Origin of the sequence: Halopseudomonas sp. Lyrl_26, from assembly GCF_051948695.1 — a bacterium.
Taxonomy (GTDB): Bacteria; Pseudomonadota; Gammaproteobacteria; order Pseudomonadales; family Pseudomonadaceae; genus Halopseudomonas; species Halopseudomonas formosensis.
In genome coordinates this window covers 605,966-623,306 of record NZ_JAYJLH010000001.1, presented here as the reverse complement: position 1 = coordinate 623,306, position 17,341 = coordinate 605,966, and the positions used below count along the sequence as shown (strand labels likewise).

Sequence of the window (17,341 nt, the reverse complement as noted above, 5' to 3'; positions counted from 1 at the left end):
GGGGCAGCATATCCGGAGCCGGGGCAACAGCCCGTAAACGTTGCAATGCAGCATTTAACATAATATACCTTATGCGAACTGATGTGCTTGTTACAATTACGCCGTGCTGGTCGGCTGCGTCTACTGCAAACGCGCTGCCTCGCCATATCTGCTTCCATCCTTTATCAATTTTGCACACCGAGGGAACGTCACTGTCCCCTCGGTTCAAGCAATCAGCTGAGGGCTGCGAGCGCCTTGTCGTAGTCGGGCTCGTTGCCGATTTCGGGTACCAGCTCGCTGTGCAGTACCTTGTCGTTCTCGTCCAGCACTACCACCGCACGAGCAGTCAGGCCGGCCATGGGGCCGTTTTCGATGGCGACGCCGTAGTTGCGGATGAACTCGCTGCCGCGCAGTGTGGACAGGTTGATCACGTTCTCCAGGCCTTCTGCAGCGCAGAAACGGGCCTGAGCAAAAGGCAGGTCAGCAGAAATGCACAGAACTACGGTATTGGGCAGATTGCTGGCCTTGCTGTTGAAGGTACGTACGGAGGTGGCACAGGTGGGCGTATCGACGCTGGGGAAGATGTTCAGGATCTTGCGCTTGCCGGCGAAGGACGACAGGCTGGCATCCGACAGGTCCTGGCGTACCAGGCTGAAGGCAGGTGCCTGATCGCCAACCGAGGGGAAAGTGCCACCGATACTGATCGGATTACCGCGCAGTGTAACAGTTGCCATTCTCTAGCTCCTATAGCTCGCAAGTGCATCAGAAATCGATGCGGTAGAAGAAGTCCAGTGAGCTGGCCAGGCCACCCACGGCTTCCAGATATAATCGTTTGGTCAGATCGTAACGCAGTGCCAGCCGATTTGCCTGTTCAAAAACGCCAACTCCGTAGCGCAAACTCAGTTTTTCGGTGATATAACCGGTGGCAACCACGCTGGTGGTCAGGCCGCTTCCCTCTGTATCCAGCTGAAAGTCATCGATGCCCAGTGAGCTGGCGATGTTCTTGGCGATCGGCGTGCTGCCTGCCATCCCGAGCGCCAGGGCAGCCTGTCCAAGCAGGTTGCTGTCCCCGGTATCGGCACCAAGCGGCCGTCCGAGGATCAGATAGGCCAGCGCCTGTTCCTGGGCCATGGCGGGTTCGGAGAACACTTCAGACACAGGCGCCTCGGCTTGTCCGGTCAGGCGCAGTCCGGCGATGACATCATCGACTCGGCGTATTGCTTCGATGTCCAGATAGGGCTTGCTCAGCGGACCGGCAAACAGGATCTGCGCACGGCGCAGCTCCAGTCGCTGGCCATAACCTCGGAAGCGTCCATCCAGAATATTCAGATCGCCCGTGGCCGTCAGGTTCTCCCGGACCTGCAGCAGCCCGCTGAGCCGCCCGGTAAGGCCGAAACCGCTGAAGTGCAGCTGATCGCCGACCAGCAGGCGGACATTGGCGGTGATGCCCAGCGGTGCGTCCTGCTCCATTTCGGGTTCGGCGCCAACGATTTCCGCATCCGGAGATACGCGAACCGCCGCCGGCGGCAGTTCTCGCACTGTGATTTCCCCTTCAGGTACCGCGATGTCGCCGGTGATATTGAGATTGTTGTCCTGTAGTCCGATGTGCAGGTCCGGACTGGTCAGCAGGTCGGCATAGGGAGCCACGCGAATGGGAAGATTCTCGCCATACAGTTTGAGGTCCACATGCATAGCCGGGGCCCAGGCGGCAGTCCCGGCAAGCCTGCCCTGCCCCGCTCCGCTGTTCCAGCGGCCATCGATGGACGCCTGCTGACCGGTAATGGCGACAAGCATTTCCAGCTGCTCGAAACTGACCGGCAGATCCGGTCCGCTGACCTGGCCATCACGCAGCTGTACCTGGCCCTGCACCAACGGCTCCTTCAGCGTGCCGCTCAGGCTTCCATTGCCGATCAGGTCACCACTGAGGGTTTCCACCTGGGGCAGGAAAGGCCGCAAAATATCCAGTTGGACGTTGTCCAGCATGAATTGACCGACGAGCGTCTGGGCACCGCCGGGGTCGCTGATACTGGCCTGGACGTTCAGGTTGCCGAGCCCGCTGCTGAGCAGCTGCAGGCGCGTTTCAGCCCGGCGTTGGTCCAATTCGGCGGTGAACTCCAGGGTGTCATAGGGCAGCTGCAACTCCTGATCCGGATTGCTGACGCGGATCTCACCCTGATGGCTGCTCAGGTGTACCGTGCCGACCGGTGCTGCGCCGCTGCGCTGCTGCAATCGAGCTGCCGCATCCAGCCTGCCCTGCCAGTCGAAATCCTCGGGTAACCAGGGATGCAGGGAAGCCAGCGGGAAATTCTCCAGCTGCAGGTTCAGCTGCCTGTTGGGTAGCAGCTGCTGCTCGCCGCTGAAGCATAGTTGACTGTCCAGATGGGCCCAGCAATGGGCGCCAAGGCGCAGATCCCCATCATGCATCCGATAGGCGATGCTCGCCGGATCCTGCAACTGCCAGAGCATGTCATCAACGGCTATATTGCCGCTTGCCAGGGACCCGCGCCAGGCGTCGCCACCGAGCCGGCCCGACAGCCTGACATCCAGCTCCAGCACACCGCCCTGGAGGTCTGCTGCCAGATGGTGAGAGGCCTTGTTTCCATCGATCGAGAGACTCAGATCCCCCAGGCGGGTATCGCCGTTACGCAGGCGCGCCGCTGTCAGGTTCAGACTGCCGGGCAACTGCTCGTCGAGGGTGACCGTACCGGCCAGATCAACGTTGGCCATTGCAAAGGCATCGAAGGCCAGACGCTGCCCCTTGATGTCCATGCTGATTTTCGGCGACGCTGCCGCTCCGGATGCCTGAATCCGGCCGGCGAGATGTCCTCCAAGGCCAGGCCACAGGGTATGCAGGGCGGGCAGCTGCAGGTCCAGCGCACCGGACACCGTCTGCCCCCACTGCCCGGCTCCGCTGATCCGATTCTCACCCTGCTGCAGATTCAGCTCGCGCAACTGCCACTGTTCATCTCTGGCGCCCACCGCACCCTGCAGGCTCAAGGGCTGGCGCCGCAGGGTGCCGCCGATATTCCAGTTCGCGTCCAGCTCGAGTTGTCCGTTGTGCAAGCGACCTGTACTGGTGACAGGGCCGCTCAGGGAGCCTGGCAACTGGCTGACGAACAACTGCGGGTTCAATCCGTCCAGGTGCAGGTCAGCCTGCCAGGTTATCGCCTCTTCCATTCCAACACTGGCTGCGCCTGTGAGGCTGCCGCCCGAGGTGGTCAGCGTCAGTGGATTGATATCGAGCTGGCGCGCCGTACCACTCAGGGAAAGGCTCAAATCCGCAGTCTGGCCGCCGGCCCCACTGAGCCCGGCCTGCAGATTGGACTCGATACGCTCACCCCGCAGATGCGCCTGGGCATTAAGCTGGTTCACCTGCAGGTCGCCGAGCGACTGCGGATACAGCCATTGCCAGGGAAACTGCAGCATCTGCAGCTCGGCATCGGCGCTCAGCTGGTCTTCCCAGCCGAACCGGCCGTTGAGGTGCAGCAGGCGGGCAGGTTCGTCTGCCACGTTCAGTTGCAGCTCAACGCCACTGAACTCGCTGGTGGTGAGCTGCCCACTCAGCTGCAGATCCACATCACCGCCCTCGCCCTCCAGCCGGCTGCGCGCGGCCACCCCGATGCCCTGGTCCAGATCACCCTCCAGGTCCAGTTGGAGATGATGCAGGGTCAGGGTTTCCGGAAGCGACTGCGTTGCGAGGAAGGCATTCCCCCGCCAGCGTGCCTGCAGCGGCAGCTCCGCGCGCAGGGGCTGCACCTGGGCGGTAAGTTGACCGTCCAGATACCCGCTGCTGCGCGATTCCAGTTCGAGATTTGCGGCACTGCCTCCCAGCCGAGTCTGTAGCGCCCAGGGGCGACCATCGATCGGAGGCAGTTGAATATCAGCGAGAATCAGCAGTGGCCAATCCCCGCTCATGCGTACGTCCCCATCCAGTTGCCAGGCCATGTCCATACCCTGACCACTGAAGCGAGTGATGTGCAGGTTATCGCCGCTGGCCTGTGCCTGCAGCTGCACATCCTGCAGCATCGCCGGCGCGCCATTGAGTTCCAGCCTGCCGAGGCGCGCCTCATGCAGGTGAATACCCAGCGGCAGCCGGATATCGGGCAGATCGATGTCCCGACGGGGCTGGTCCTCACTGTCATCGGGCTCGGTGAATATCTGAACGCGCTCGGCGGCCAGCAGATCGATACACAGCCGCCTGCCTCCGAGACACCCCGGTGACCAGTTCAGTTGGGCCTGCTCCACTTCCACCCGCAGGGTCTGGTCATGCCAGAGAATCCGCGAAAAAGCCCAGCCCTGCCACAGCCGCCCTCCTTCGAACTCCAGCTGGAGACGCGGTTCCAGTCGTTCTGCCTGCTGCAGCAGCCAGCGGTTGCCCGCTTCGCTTCCCAACAGCCCCGCAAGCATGGTGAGCAGCAATACGCACAGGACAAGCAATATCAGCAGGCCACGCAACAGGGCCCTGAGCAGAAACCGACTCACAACTCAGCCCCCATGGAAAAGTGAATGCGAAAGCCCTCATCCGGGTCGCTGATCGACTGGGCCAGATCCAGACGGATCGGCCCTACCGGCGATACCCAGCGAATGCCGACGCCCGCGCTGGTTTTCATCGGGTCGGTCCAGCTGTCCACGGCGTTACCACGGTCCACAAAGGTCGCGGCGCGCCATTTGGGGATGAATTCGTATTGGTATTCGATGCTGCCGGCGAGCATGAAGCGGCCACCAACCCTTTCCCCAGTCTCGTCAGTCGGCGACAGCGTCCGGTAGTCATAGCCACGCACGCTCTGGTCACCACCGGCGAAGAAACGCAGCGATGCCGGCACACTGGCGAATCCGTTGCTGGCGATGCCCCCAGCCTGCAGACGCCCCAGGAACCGATGCCGTTCATGCAACGTATACAGTCCCCGGGCACCCAGGTGGAGTCGGATGAAATCGATATCCGAAAGCACCCCCGCCTTGGCACCCTGCAAGTCCATCAGCAGGCTGTAACCTCTGGAAGGATCTATCGTGTTGTCGCTGACTGTGCGCTGGAAGCCCAGGCTGGGAATCAGCAGAGTACTGCGCCCCGAATCCGCACCCAGGGAGTAGCGTTCCTGCTCCAGACGCAGCCCTATGCTGCGGTCCCAGCCACTGGCCAGTCGCCGTTGATGCACTGCCCCCAGCACCATGCTCTGACTGTCGGTGTTATCGATATTCTCTCGCTGCCAGCCGGTAAAGAATCGCAGATGACTGGATTGCGGTGGTGTCAGCGGAATCTGATACCAACTGGACACTTTCTGCCGGGGCCGCGACAGCTCCATCTCCGCTCCCCGGCTGTGGCCACGGGAATTGAGCCAATGCTGTGTCCATTCGGCCCGCGCACGGGGGCCCACGTCGGTGGAAAAGCCCCCGCCGAAACCCAGCGAATGGCGTTTGCGGGCGTTCAGGGTGACCTGCACCGGTATCTGCAGATCCTGGGCCTCGCTGGCGGGCGCCGATACCTGCACCGCATCGAAATAGCCGCTGGCCAGCAACTCCCGGTTGAGTTTGGCAATGAGGTCGGCATCGTAGGGCACCCCGGGTTGGAACGGCACCATACGCTGCAACAGCTCTTCGTCGAAGGGTGTGTCGGAAAAGCTGACCGCACCCAGGTGAAAGCGAGGGCCGGTGTCATAGCGCAGGATGATATCTGCCATGCGCTGCTCGACATCGATCAGCATGCGGTTTTCCAGAAAGCGCCCGGAAAAATAACCGTAGCGCAGCGCTTGGTTTTCCAGCAGGGATTTGGTGTCTTCGTAATGGCCGTGATGGAGTTGCGCACCGGGACGCAGGTGGCGACTGCGTGGTAGCCGGAAGAAGTCCTCCTCCGCACCCTCGCCGCTTACCTCCAGAGTCACCTCATCCAGTCGAACCGGCTCCTGCAACGACACATCCAGACGCAGCACCGGTTTGGCATCGGTACCTGTCACCCGAGGGCGAACCCGTGCGTGGTAGTACCCCAGGGCCTGCAATGCACTGAGCGCCTGCTCCCGACTGGCCCGCGCCATGCGCCACATGGCCTGTCGGCTGTCTGCCGAAATGGGGCCGATGTAGGCTTCTATGTTCTGCTTTGCAGCGTCATTGCGCGGCTGTATCACTACTTCCAGCTCCGCCCTGATCCCGGCGGTAAAAAACAGTAGTACCAGCAGTGCAAGTAAACGGGCCATGATTCAATCCGATCAAGGGTGGCAGCAGGTCGATGGTGGCCATGGCCGGGAACACATCAACGACGCTTGCGGGAATGCTACCATGCATAATCTGAAGGGCCGATCCCCTATTTGCCCTTTCCGCGTCTTTTCAATGGGATTTACATGAAAATAGTTTCGTTCAACATCAATGGCTTGCGCGCCAGACCTCATCAGCTGCAGGAGCTGGTCAATCAGCATGCGCCCGCCGTGATCGGGCTGCAGGAAACCAAGGTGGATGATCAGCAGTTTCCCCTCGAGGCGGTGCAGGAGCTGGGCTATCACGTGCATTATCATGGCCAGAAAGGCCATTACGGCGTTGCGCTGCTGACCCGTGATGAACCCCTGTGGGTACGCAAGGGCTTTCCGAATGACGGCGAGGACGCACAGTGCCGGATGATCAGCGCCGCCCTGCCCTGTGCCGATGGCCAGCCGCTGATCGTGTTCAATGGATATTTCCCCCAGGGCGAGAGCCGGGACCACCCGATCAAGTTCCCCGCCAAAACCAGATTCTATGCGGACCTCCAGGCCCATCTGGAGCAGAATTTCGATCCCGCCCAGCGCATCGTGGTGATGGGTGATCTGAACATCTCGCCAGAGGACTGCGACATCGGCATCGGCGAGGCCAATGCCAGGCGCTGGTTGCGTACCGGAAAGTGCAGCTTCCTGCCGGAGGAACGGGAGTGGCTGCAAAGACTCAAGGACTGGGGGCTGGTGGATACCTTCCGGCATAAGAATCCCACAGTGAATGATCGTTTCAGCTGGTTCGACTACCGCAGTCGCGGGTTCGAGGATAACCCCAAGCGCGGCCTGCGGATTGACCTGGTCATGGCCAGCAAGGGGCTTATCGAGCACTGCATCGACACTGGCATCGACTACGGGATCAGGAGCATGGAAAAGCCCTCGGATCACGCCCCGGTCTGGGCCAGGTTCAGCCTCTGACCGCGGAGCCTGACGCCGCTTGCCGGCGTCAGGCTTGCGTGGCCCTGGTCAGGCCATTTCCTCCTCCGGCACGTCCAGAACCAGCTCCCCATCGCGCAGGGTAACGTGCACCGTGCCGCCGTGATCGGCCAGATCGCCGAACAGGATCTGCTCCGCCAGCGGACGCTTGATCTTGTCCTGGATCAGCCGCGCCATCGGCCGAGCCCCCATCAGCGGGTCGTAACCGTGTTCGACCAGCCAGTTGCGTGCTGCATCGTCCACATCCAGCAGCACATGCTTGTCTTCCAGCTGGGCCTGCAGCTCGGTGAGGAACTTGTCCACCACCGACTTGACGCTGTCGTGGGTCAGGCGGCCGAACTGGATGATGGCATCCAGACGGTTGCGGAATTCCGGGGTAAAGGTCTTCTTGATCACTTCCATGGCATCAGTGCTGTGGTCCTGGGTGGTGAACCCGATGGACGCACGGGCCATGGATTCCGCCCCGGCGTTGGTCGTGAGCACTATGATCGCATTGCGGAAATCCGCCTTGCGCCCGTTGTTGTCGGTCAGGGTGCCATGGTCCATCACCTGCAGTAGCAGGTTGAAGACCTCAGGGTGCGCCTTCTCGATCTCGTCAAGCAGCAGCACGCAATGGGGCGTCTTGTTCAGCGCCTCGGTCAACAGGCCGCCCTGATCGAAGCCCACGTATCCCGGCGGCGCGCCGATGAGGCGTGACACCGTATGGCGCTCCATGTATTCGGACATGTCAAAACGCACCAGCTCCACGCCCAGGCTCTTGGCCAGCTGCCGGGTGACCTCGGTCTTGCCTACCCCGGTGGGACCGGCGAACAGGAAGGAGCCGACCGGCTTGTCCGGCGACTTCAGACCGGCACGGGACAGCTTGATCGCCGTACTCAGGGCCTCGATGGCCTGATCCTGGCCGAAGACGACCAGTTTCAGATCCCGCTCAAGATTTTTCAGCAACTGCTTGTCGCTGGTCGACACATGCTTGGGCGGAATCCGCGCGATCTTGGCCACTATGGCCTCCACCTCGGCCACATCAATGCGCTCGGGACGGTCTTCCGCCGGTCGCAGGCGCTGATAGGCGCCGGCTTCGTCGATCACGTCTATGGCCTTGTCCGGCATGTGCCGGTCATTGATGTAGCGGTCGGCCAGCTCCGCAGCCGCTTTCAGTGACTCGTCGGTGTAGCGGATACCATGATGTTCTTCGAAGCGGCTGCGAAGCCCCTTGAGAATCTGAATGGTGTCGCTGACCGAGGGCTCGACCACATCCACCTTCTGGAAGCGACGTGCCAGTGCACGATCCTTCTCGAAAATGCCGCGGAACTCCTGAAAGGTGGTGGATCCTATGCAGCGGATCTCACCCGAGGACAGCAGTGGCTTGAGCAGATTGGACGCGTCCATGACACCGCCGGAGGCCGCGCCGGCGCCAATGATGGTATGGATTTCGTCGATGAACAGGATCGCCTGGGGACGTTTCTTCAGCGCCTTGAGCAGCGCCTTGAAGCGCTTCTCGAAGTCCCCGCGGTACTTGGTACCGGCCAGCAGTGCGCCGAGATCCAGCGAGTACACCACAGCCTGGGTCAGTACGTCGGGTACCTCGCCATCCACGATACGCTTGGCCAGACCTTCGGCAATGGCTGTCTTGCCGACCCCGGCCTCACCCACCAGCAGCGGGTTGTTCTTGCGCCGGCGCACCAGGATCTGCGCCACCCGTTCGACCTCGTCGGCGCGCCCTACCAGAGGGTCGATGCGGCCGAGACGCGCCTGTTCGTTGAGGTTGGTGGCATAAGCGTCCAGCGGATTGCTGGAGCTGACGGCTTCGCCGGCCTCCTCATCGAGATTCTCGGAATCCATCTGCACGCTTTCGCTGTCATCCGCCACCTTGGAAATACCGTGGGAGATGAAATTGACCACGTCGATACGGGCGATGTGCTGCTGCTTGAGAAAGAAGACCGCCTGGCTTTCCTGCTCACTGAAAATGGCCGCGAGTACGTTGGCGCCGTTGACTTCGCTCTTGCCGGAGCTCTGCACATGGAATACCGCTCGCTGCAGCACGCGCTGGAAGCCGAGCGTCGGCTGGGTTTCACGTTCGCTGTCCTGGCTCGGGATCAGGGGCGTTGTCGAATCGATGAATTCGGACAGCTCACGGCGCAGGCGTTCCAGATCAGCACCGCAGGCGCGCAGGACCGCCACGGCCGCCTGGTTGTCCAGCAACGCAAGCAACAGGTGCTCGACGGTCATGAACTCATGCCGTTTGCTGCGAGCCTCCTTGAACGCAAGGTTCAGGGTAATCTCAAGGTCTCTGTTAAGCATATGCGCCCCCATCATCAAGCGACATTGTTCGTCTAGGCTTCCCGTTCAATCTGACACATAAGCGGATGCTGACATTCCCGGGCGTATTCATTCACTTGAGCCGCCTTGGTTTCCGCCACATCCTTGGAGTACACACCACAGACTGCTTTACCTTCAGTATGGACCTGAAGCATCACTCGTGTAGCCGATTCGCGGTCCAGAGAGAAAAAAACTTCGAGTACCTCCACCACGAAATCCATCGGTGTGTAATCGTCATTCAGCATGACCACCTGATAGCGTGGCGGCGGCTTGAGTTCGGGCTTTCCGGTCTGGACAGCCAGATCACCCTGGTCCTCATGCTCCGGTTGACCCGGTATCTGCATAAAGGTTAGTTGAATTTCCATCGTTGCATAGATCTTGTGTGTCGGTTTGAGGCCATGAAAACCCCGCCGTTGCGCTGTGCGCGGCAGGTCATGAGTGAAGTATGCATCAGGCTACAGGCAAAATGTGCGCTGGTACACAGCTTGCCAGCACCCAACTTGACTTAAAATGATCCACTGTTAAAAAGTGTAACAGGCGTGCCCTGTATACGCTTAAGTGTATCGGGCGTTGGTTATGTTTGGGGACAGCAGAGGAATGCAGCATGGAGATCGGCAAGGTCAAATGGTTCAATAATGCCAAAGGGTATGGCTTCGTCGTCGCGGAAGGACGTAACGAAGACCTCTTCGCCCATTATTCTGCCATCCAGATGGATGGATATCGCACGCTCAAGGCCGGACAGCCTGTGCAGTTCGAGATCATTCAGGGCCCCAAGGGTCTGCATGCCGTCAACATCCAGGCGTTGGGTGAGCCGGTACGCAGATCGGAAGCCCCCGCCAGCGATCTTGCAACTGCCGAGTAACCTCAACCGCCCGCTCCTCCTGCTGTAACGGGCACTCCAGATACACACAAGCCGGCAAATGCCGGCTTGTGTCGTTCTGCAGTCGGTAAGGCAGATGCTTACATTGCAGCAATCACATCGTCACCGAACTCGGAGCACTTGCGCAGCTTGGCACCGTCCATCAGGCGCTCGAAGTCGTAGGTAACGGTCTTGTTGGCAATGGCGCCTTCCACACCCTTGATGATCAGGTCGGCGGCTTCCACCCAACCCATGTGACGCAGCATCATCTCGGCGGACAGAATCAGGGAACCGGGGTTCACCTTGTCCTGACCGGCGTACTTGGGTGCGGTACCGTGGGTGGCTTCGAACATGGCAACCGAGTCGGACAGGTTGGCACCGGGAGCAATACCGATACCACCTACTTCGGCAGCCAGGGCGTCGGACAGGTAGTCACCATTGAGGTTCAGGGTGGCGATCACATCGTACTCGGCCGGACGCAGCAGGATCTGCTGCAGCATGGCGTCAGCAATGGCGTCCTTGACAATGATGTTCTTGCCGGTGTTGGGATTCTTGAACTGCATCCACGGGCCGCCGTCCAGCAGCTCGGCACCGAACTCGTCGCGAGCCACTTCGTAGCCCCACTCCTTGAAGGCACCTTCGGTGAACTTCATGATGTTGCCCTTGTGCACGATGGTCACGGAGCTGCGGTCGTTGTCTACCGCATACTGCAGTGCCTTGCGCATCAGGCGCTTGGTGCCCTGCTCGGATACCGGCTTGATGCCGATACCGCAACCTTCGGTAAAGCGGATCTTGGTGACGCCCATTTCCTCGGTCAGGAACTTGATCACCTTCTCGGCTTCAGGGGAGCCTGCCTTCCACTCGACACCGGCGTAGATGTCTTCGGAGTTCTCGCGGAAGATGACCATGTCCACGTCGCCGGGGTTCTTCACAGGGCTGGGGACGCCGGTGAACCAGCGGACCGGACGCTGACAGACATAGAGGTCCAGCTGTTGACGCAGCGCCACGTTCAGCGAACGGATACCGCCGCCTACCGGCGTGGTCAGGGGGCCCTTGATGGAGACAACGTAGTCCTTCACAGCTTCCAGGGTTTCTTCCGGGAGCCAGGTGTCCTGATCGTAAACCTGAGTGGCTTTCTCGCCGGCGTAGACTTCCATCCAGGAAATCTTGCGCTTGCCACCGTAGGACTTCTCAACGGCAGCGTCGACGACTTTCATCATGACGGGAGAAATATCGACACCGATACCATCACCTTCGATGAAGGGAATGATCGGGTTGTCAGGAACGTTCAGGGAAAGGTCGGCATTAACGGTAATTTTGTCGCCGCTGGCCGGCACCTGGATCTTTTGGTATCCCATTTGTGACTCCGTTGTCGTTGTCAATGAAGAACCCGGAGGCTTGTTCCGGGTCGTAAGAATACGGCACTGGTGGGGCCGTATTGTTGTAGTTTTCCTACATAAAGTCACGCACTTTATAGTGGCGACCTCGATAATACGTCTGTTTCAGGGAATTGGCCATGGCGCGAACTCAAAGAATGTAGTGCGACTACATTTCGCGCTACAAGCGCCGCATACAGCATCTTGGCTGGTTTTTTCGGCAAATCCAATAGCCATATAGATGATGCCGGAAGATTTCACCACTGACGCTGTTTGCGTTACCCTATCGCCCTTAATCGGGAGTCATGCATGCGTTTTCTACCCCACGTTACCGTTGCCACCATTGTAGAGCGGCAAGGACGGTTCCTCATGGTTGAGGAGATCAGCGGCAATTCAGTGGTTTTCAACCAGCCCGCCGGGCACCTGGAGGCAGACGAAAGTCTAATGCAGGCTGCTCTGCGCGAAACCCTTGAAGAGACCGCCTGGACCGTCGAACTCACCGGCGTTACCGGCATCTATCTGTTCCGGGGCGCTAATGGCGAAACCTATCAGCGCACCTGTTTCTCGGCCGACGCCCTGGAGCATCGGTCCGAACTGCCGCTGGATGACGGCATTCTCGCAGCCCACTGGCTGACCCTCGAGGAAATCCGCGCCCGCGAATCACGACTGCGCAGCCCCCTGGTGCTGCAGTGCATACTGGACTATCTGAACCGGCCGCGTTATCCACTGGATCTGATCCGCTGACATGAATACACAAGCCAAGCCGCCCGCTGATACCCGGGTCATCGTCGGCATGTCCGGCGGTGTCGACTCCTCCGTTTCCGCTGCCCTGCTGCTGGAGCAGGGATATCAGGTGGAGGGGTTGTTCATGAAGAACTGGGACGAGGATGACGGCACCGAATACTGCACCGCCAAGGAAGACCTGGCCGATGCCCAGGCAGTGAGCGACAAGCTGGGTATCAAGCTGCATACCGCCAACTTCGCTGCGGAATACTGGGACAACGTGTTCGAGCATTTCCTGGAGGAGTACCAGGCCGGACGCACGCCCAACCCGGATATCCTGTGCAACCGGGAAATCAAGTTCAAGGCCTTCCTCGAGTACGCCCTGTCGCTGGGCGCCGATCTCATCGCGACCGGCCACTATGCCCGCCGTGCGGATCACGATGGTCAGTCGCTGCTGCTGCGCGGGGTCGATACCAACAAGGACCAGAGCTACTTCCTGCACGCCGTGGGCGGGGAGCAACTTGCACGCACCCTGTTTCCTGTGGGCGAGCTGGAAAAACCCGAGGTGCGGCGCATCGCGGAAAAGTACGAGCTGGCGACCGCACGCAAGAAGGATTCGACCGGCATCTGCTTCATCGGGGAGCGTCGCTTCAGCGACTTTCTCAAACGCTATCTGCCCGCCCAGCCCGGCGAGATCCAGACCACCGACGGCAAGGTCATCGGCCGCCATCACGGCCTGATGTACCACACCATAGGTCAGCGTCAGGGGCTGGGCATCGGCGGGCTGCAGGGGGCCAGCGATGACCCCTGGTATGTGCTGCGCAAGGATCTGGACCGCAACGTACTGGTGGTCGGCCAGGGTAATGATCACCCCTGGCTGTTTTCCAGCGCACTCGAGTGCTCGCTCATCTATTGGGTCAACCCCATGGACATACAGGAGCCCCTGCGCCTCACAGCCAAGGTCCGCTATCGCCAGCCGGACCAGGACTGCACACTGGAACCGGTCGAAGGCGGCTGGCTGATTCGCTTCGATGAGCCTCAGCGAGCGGTGACACCGGGCCAATCCATCGTCTTCTATCAGGGCGAGGTGTGCCTCGGCGGTGGCGTCATCGAGACCGCCATTCCGGCATTCAGCGAGGCCCAGGCATGACCGGGTACGAAGAGCAGGCACTGGCTCTTGGCGGCATCTTCGAGGCCGCCATCCAGGTAGACAAGCTGGCCCGCAGTGGCCAGTACGCAGAGGGGCCCGCGGCCTGCCTGGTGCAGAGCATTCTGGAGCGTTCCCCTGCCACTACGCTGGATGTGTATGGTGGCTCCCACCATCAGATCCGTGGCGGCCTGCAGGCCCTGGAAGCCATGCTCGAGCGCGATACCGCTGCCCTGCAACGCGATGCCCTGCGTTACGCCATGAACCTGATCGCACTGGAACGCCAGCTGGATAAGCGTCCCGACATGCTGGAGGTGTTGGGGGGGCGTCTGCAGCAGGTGGAAAATCAGGTAAGCCATTTCGGCCTGCTGCACGATAACGTGATGGCCGCGCTGGGCGGTGCCTATCAGGATACCCTGAGCACCCTGCGCCTGCGTATTCAGGTGCATGGCGACATGCGCCACCTCCAGCAGCCGGACATCGCCAACCGCATTCGGGCCCTGTTGCTGGCCGGGATTCGCTCGGCCCGCCTGTGGCGACAGCTGGGCGGTCACCGCTGGCAGCTGCTGCTGTCACGCCGCAAGCTGCTGGAGGCAGTCAGAACGATTCTCAACGGCTGAAGGAATAGCGCGGATGATGTATAATTTGCGCCTTTCTGCCAGCCCTATAGATGAGATTCCCCATGCAACTGTCCTCCCTGACTGCCGTATCTCCCGTTGATGGCCGTTACGGCAGCAAGACTGCCTCCCTGCGCAGTATCTTCAGTGAATATGGTCTGCTCCGCTTCCGTGTACAGGTTGAGGTGCGTTGGCTGCAGTGCCTGGCAGCCCATCCCGGCATTCCCGAGATCAAGCCTTTCTCCGCCGAGGCCAATGCCCTGCTCAACAGTCTGGTAGACAACTTCCAGCTGAGTCATGCCGAGCGCATCAAGGAAATCGAACGCACCACCAACCATGACGTCAAGGCGGTGGAGTATCTGCTGAAGGAAGAGGCCAAGGCCCTGCCCGAACTGGATGCCGTCGCCGAGTTCATCCACTTCGCCTGCACCTCCGAGGACATCAACAACCTGTCCCATGCGCTCATGCTGCGCGCCGGGCGTGACGAAGTGGTACTGCCAACGATGCGCCGAATTGCCGACGAGATCCGCAATCTGGCCGTACAGTTTGCTGATATTCCCATGCTGTCCCGTACCCACGGCCAACCGGCTTCCCCCACCACACTGGGCAAGGAGATGGCCAACGTGGTGTATCGACTGGAGCGCCAGATCGCCCAGATCGAGGCCGTACCGCTGCTGGGCAAGATCAATGGTGCCGTCGGCAACTACAACGCCCACCTGTCCGCCTACCCTCAGGTGGACTGGGAGGCCAATGCCCGCAGCTTCATCGAGGACACACTGGGGCTGACCTTCAACCCCTACACCACCCAGATCGAGCCGCATGATTACATCGCCGAGCTCTTCGACGCGGTGGCGCGTTTCAACACCATCCTCATTGATTTCGACCGGGATGTCTGGGGTTACATCTCCCTCGGCTACTTCAAGCAGAAGACCGTGGCTGGCGAGATCGGCTCCTCCACCATGCCGCACAAGGTCAACCCGATCGATTTCGAGAACTCCGAGGGTAACCTGGGAATCGCCAATGCCATTCTCCAACACCTGGCGAGCAAGCTGCCGATCTCCCGCTGGCAGCGCGACCTGACCGACTCCACCGTACTGCGCAATCTGGGTGTCGGCTTCGCTCACGGGGTTATTGCCTATGAGTCAACTCTCAAGGGAATCAGCAAGTTGGAAGTGAATATTCAACGAATTGCTGAAGACCTGAACAACAGCTGGGAAGTACTCGCCGAACCCGTGCAGACGGTCATGCGTCGCTATGCCGTGCCCGAGGCCTACGAGAAACTCAAGGAGCTGACTCGTGGCAAGGGCATCACCCCGGAAGCCATGCAGGCCTTTGTCGACAGTCTGGAGATTCCGCAGGAGGCCAAGCGCGAACTCAAGGCACTGACCCCGGCCAGCTACATCGGCAATGCCGCCGCCCAGGCACGCCGGATCTGAGCTGCCGCGCTGCCCGGTCCAGGACCGGGCAGCAACCCTGCAAGCCCCATCGCCACTCCACCCGCTCCAGCGCTCCGCGAGGCACCGTCATGACCCTTTCCGCATCCACCCTGCCCGGCGGCATGTCCGCTGAAGAGTTTCTTCGCGATTACTGGCAGAAGAAGCCTCTGCTCATCCGCCAGGCCTTTCCCGGGTTCGAGAGCCCGCTGTCCGCAGACGAGCTGGCCGGCCTGTCCCTGGAGGAGGAAGTCGAATCGCGGATCGTACTCGAGCATGGCGCTACGCCCTGGGAGCTGCGCCGTGGTCCTTTCACCGAGGACAGCTACCGCGACCTGCCGGCACGGGACTGGACATTGCTGGTGCAGGCCGTTGACCAGTTTGTGCCGGAAGTTGCGGAGATCCTCGATCAGTTCCGCTTTCTGCCCAGCTGGCGGGTCGATGATCTGATGATCAGTTTCGCCGCTCCGGGCGGCAGCGTGGGCCCGCATTTCGACAACTACGATGTGTTCCTGTTACAGACCCATGGTCATCGACGCTGGAAGGTCGGCCAGATGTGCGACAGCGACAGCCCCCTGCTCGAGCATCCGGACCTGCGCATTCTGCGCGACTTCCAGCAGCAGCAGGAGTGGGTGCTCGAGCCTGGTGACATGCTCTACCTGCCGCCGCGGCTGGCCCATTACGGCATTGCCGAAGACGACTGCATGACCTGGTCGGTCGGCTTCCGCGCCCCCAGTCATGCCGAGGTGCTGACCCACTTCACCGACTTCCTGGCCCAGTATCTGAGTGACGAGCAACGGTATGGTGACGCGGACCTGTCCCTGCCCGCCGACCCCGCGCAGATCGACGAACAGACCGTCGAGCGCCTACAACAGCTGGTTCTGGGGCTGGTTCAGGACCGGGAAGCGCTGGGCACCTGGTTCGGCCGCTTCATGACCGAGCCGCGTTACCCGGAGCTTGTCCAGACGCAGGAACTGGAACCGGGACTGCTGCACGAGCTGCTGGCCAGCGGCTACGGGCTGGTGCGCAACCCGAGCGCGCGACTGGCCTGGCGCCAGGAGCAGCAGGACTACCTGATGCTGTTTGCCAGTGGCGAACACTGCATTCTGCCCCTGCACCTGCGTCCCCTGGTTCAGCTTATCTGCAACGGGCGCTATCTGGGCGCCGAGCAGCTGGCACCCTGGAGCGATGACGCTGAAGCCATGGAGCTGCTGCAGCAATTGCTCGGCAAAGGGGATCTGCTCCCCGAGCAAGACAGCGAGAACGAGGATGACGATGACTGAACCCCTTGTCCAGGTGGTGGAATGGTCGCGCACCCCGGCGCTGCGTGACATCCGCCAGTGCGTGTTCGTCGATGAGCAGCAGGTACCCGCGGAACTCGAGTGGGACGCGCATGACACCGATGCCACGCACTTCCTGCTCACCGTCGAGGGTCGCCCCCTCGGTACCGCCCGCCTGCTCGCGGATGGTCACATCGGTCGCGTGGCCCTGCTTGCCGAGGCCCGTGGACAGGGGTTGGGCGAGCTGCTGATGCGCGCAGTCATGGCCCATGCCCGCAGCATGGGCCTGCCGCGGCTGGAGCTGTCCGCCCAGACCCATGCCCTGGGCTTCTATCAGCGGCTCGGCTTCAGCGTCTGCTCCGAGGAGTATCTCGACGCAGGCATCCCCCACCGGGACATGTGTCTGCACTGGCCCACTCCATAATCGCAGTCTTGCTAGACTTGGGGC

Annotated in this window: 14 protein-coding genes; 8 read left to right on the top strand and 6 right to left on the bottom strand. The window is 61.0% G+C overall.

Annotated elements, in window-relative coordinates; translation table 11 throughout:
* Nucleotides 1-212: 212 nt before the first annotated feature.
* Genes tpx through VF673_RS03015 form a run of 3 tightly spaced genes read right to left on the bottom strand, consistent with a single transcriptional unit; the run spans nucleotide 213 to nucleotide 6,164 of the window.
* On the bottom strand, nucleotides 213-713 hold the full coding sequence (gene tpx, locus VF673_RS03025) for a thiol peroxidase (protein WP_440290817.1): 501 nt from the start codon (nucleotides 711-713) through the stop codon (nucleotides 213-215).
* Nucleotides 714-741: 28 nt separating this feature from the next.
* Nucleotides 742-4,461 carry a translocation/assembly module TamB domain-containing protein gene (locus tag VF673_RS03020; RefSeq protein WP_440290816.1) on the bottom strand — a complete coding sequence of 1,240 codons (3,720 nt, stop codon included), beginning with the start codon at nucleotides 4,459-4,461 and terminating at the stop codon, nucleotides 742-744.
* Entirely contained in the window at nucleotides 4,458-6,164 is a 1,707-nt protein-coding gene (locus VF673_RS03015; protein WP_440290815.1) for an autotransporter assembly complex protein TamA, read from the bottom strand. The genes VF673_RS03020 and VF673_RS03015 overlap by 4 nt, the downstream gene beginning before the upstream one ends.
* Nucleotides 6,165-6,308: 144 nt before the next feature.
* Here VF673_RS03015 and xthA point away from each other — a divergent pair, with 144 nt between their 5' ends.
* Nucleotides 6,309-7,124, top strand: a complete 816-nt coding sequence (gene xthA, locus VF673_RS03010) for an exodeoxyribonuclease III (RefSeq protein ID WP_440290814.1) — start codon at nucleotides 6,309-6,311, stop codon at nucleotides 7,122-7,124.
* A 48-nt stretch (nucleotides 7,125-7,172) separates the two neighbouring features.
* Here the strand turns inward: xthA and clpA are convergent, their stop codons facing one another.
* Together clpA and clpS are read right to left on the bottom strand one after the other, a co-directional pair.
* Nucleotides 7,173-9,440, bottom strand: coding sequence for an ATP-dependent Clp protease ATP-binding subunit ClpA (clpA, locus tag VF673_RS03005; protein WP_090540096.1), 2,268 nt, complete (start codon nucleotides 9,438-9,440; stop codon nucleotides 7,173-7,175).
* A 32-nt stretch (nucleotides 9,441-9,472) separates the two neighbouring features.
* On the bottom strand, nucleotides 9,473-9,835 hold the full coding sequence (gene clpS / locus VF673_RS03000) for an ATP-dependent Clp protease adapter ClpS (RefSeq protein ID WP_440290894.1): 363 nt from the start codon (nucleotides 9,833-9,835) through the stop codon (nucleotides 9,473-9,475).
* Between the two features lie 227 nt (nucleotides 9,836-10,062).
* Here clpS and cspD point away from each other — a divergent pair, with 227 nt between their 5' ends.
* Nucleotides 10,063-10,320, top strand: a complete 258-nt coding sequence (cspD, locus tag VF673_RS02995; RefSeq protein WP_090539998.1) for a cold shock domain-containing protein CspD — start codon at nucleotides 10,063-10,065, stop codon at nucleotides 10,318-10,320.
* Between the two features lie 98 nt (nucleotides 10,321-10,418).
* Here the strand turns inward: cspD and icd are convergent, their stop codons facing one another.
* Nucleotides 10,419-11,675 carry an NADP-dependent isocitrate dehydrogenase gene (gene icd, locus VF673_RS02990; RefSeq protein WP_090539999.1) on the bottom strand — a complete coding sequence of 419 codons (1,257 nt, stop codon included), beginning with the start codon at nucleotides 11,673-11,675 and terminating at the stop codon, nucleotides 10,419-10,421.
* 327 nt (nucleotides 11,676-12,002) lie between these two features.
* Here icd and VF673_RS02985 point away from each other — a divergent pair, with 327 nt between their 5' ends.
* From VF673_RS02985 to VF673_RS02960, 6 genes are all read left to right on the top strand, one after another.
* The gene (locus tag VF673_RS02985) at nucleotides 12,003-12,437 is read left to right on the top strand and encodes an NUDIX hydrolase (RefSeq protein ID WP_440290813.1); all 435 of its coding nucleotides are present in this window, start codon (nucleotides 12,003-12,005) and stop codon (nucleotides 12,435-12,437) included.
* 1 nt (nucleotide 12,438) lies between these two features.
* Nucleotides 12,439-13,566, top strand: coding sequence for a tRNA 2-thiouridine(34) synthase MnmA (gene mnmA / locus VF673_RS02980; RefSeq protein WP_440290812.1), 1,128 nt, complete (start codon nucleotides 12,439-12,441; stop codon nucleotides 13,564-13,566).
* On the top strand, nucleotides 13,563-14,183 hold the full coding sequence (gene hflD / locus VF673_RS02975; RefSeq protein ID WP_440290811.1) for a high frequency lysogenization protein HflD: 621 nt from the start codon (nucleotides 13,563-13,565) through the stop codon (nucleotides 14,181-14,183). The genes mnmA and hflD overlap by 4 nt, the downstream gene beginning before the upstream one ends.
* Before the next feature lie 62 nt (nucleotides 14,184-14,245).
* A complete protein-coding gene (gene purB / locus VF673_RS02970) occupies nucleotides 14,246-15,616 on the top strand; it encodes an adenylosuccinate lyase (RefSeq protein WP_440290810.1) in 1,371 nt (456 codons plus the stop codon).
* An 89-nt stretch (nucleotides 15,617-15,705) separates the two neighbouring features.
* The gene (locus tag VF673_RS02965; protein WP_440290809.1) at nucleotides 15,706-16,896 is read left to right on the top strand and encodes a ribosomal protein uL16 3-hydroxylase; all 1,191 of its coding nucleotides are present in this window, start codon (nucleotides 15,706-15,708) and stop codon (nucleotides 16,894-16,896) included.
* Nucleotides 16,889-17,317: a GNAT family N-acetyltransferase gene (locus VF673_RS02960; RefSeq protein ID WP_273128738.1), complete on the top strand. Its 429-nt coding sequence runs from the start codon at nucleotides 16,889-16,891 to the stop codon at nucleotides 17,315-17,317. Before VF673_RS02965 ends, VF673_RS02960 begins: the two co-directional genes overlap by 8 nt.
* Nucleotides 17,318-17,341: the final 24 nt, after the last annotated feature.

Bases quoted from the DNA above. Each gene is read 5' to 3' on its own strand.
- tpx (WP_440290817.1), bottom strand. From the start codon at position 713: ATGGCAACTGTTACACTGCGCGGTAATCCGATCAGTATCGGTGGCACT.
- VF673_RS03015 (WP_440290815.1), bottom strand. From the start codon at position 6,164: ATGGCCCGTTTACTTGCACTGCTGGTACTACTGTTTTTTACCGCCGGG.
- xthA (WP_440290814.1), top strand. From the start codon at position 6,309: ATGAAAATAGTTTCGTTCAACATCAATGGCTTGCGCGCCAGACCTCAT.
- clpA (WP_090540096.1), bottom strand. From the start codon at position 9,440: ATGCTTAACAGAGACCTTGAGATTACCCTGAACCTTGCGTTCAAGGAG.
- cspD (WP_090539998.1), top strand. From the start codon at position 10,063: ATGGAGATCGGCAAGGTCAAATGGTTCAATAATGCCAAAGGGTATGGC.
- icd (WP_090539999.1), bottom strand. From the start codon at position 11,675: ATGGGATACCAAAAGATCCAGGTGCCGGCCAGCGGCGACAAAATTACC.
- VF673_RS02985 (WP_440290813.1), top strand. From the start codon at position 12,003: ATGCGTTTTCTACCCCACGTTACCGTTGCCACCATTGTAGAGCGGCAA.
- mnmA (WP_440290812.1), top strand. From the start codon at position 12,439: ATGAATACACAAGCCAAGCCGCCCGCTGATACCCGGGTCATCGTCGGC.
- hflD (WP_440290811.1), top strand. From the start codon at position 13,563: ATGACCGGGTACGAAGAGCAGGCACTGGCTCTTGGCGGCATCTTCGAG.
- purB (WP_440290810.1), top strand. From the start codon at position 14,246: ATGCAACTGTCCTCCCTGACTGCCGTATCTCCCGTTGATGGCCGTTAC.
- VF673_RS02965 (WP_440290809.1), top strand. From the start codon at position 15,706: ATGACCCTTTCCGCATCCACCCTGCCCGGCGGCATGTCCGCTGAAGAG.
- VF673_RS02960 (WP_273128738.1), top strand. From the start codon at position 16,889: ATGACTGAACCCCTTGTCCAGGTGGTGGAATGGTCGCGCACCCCGGCG.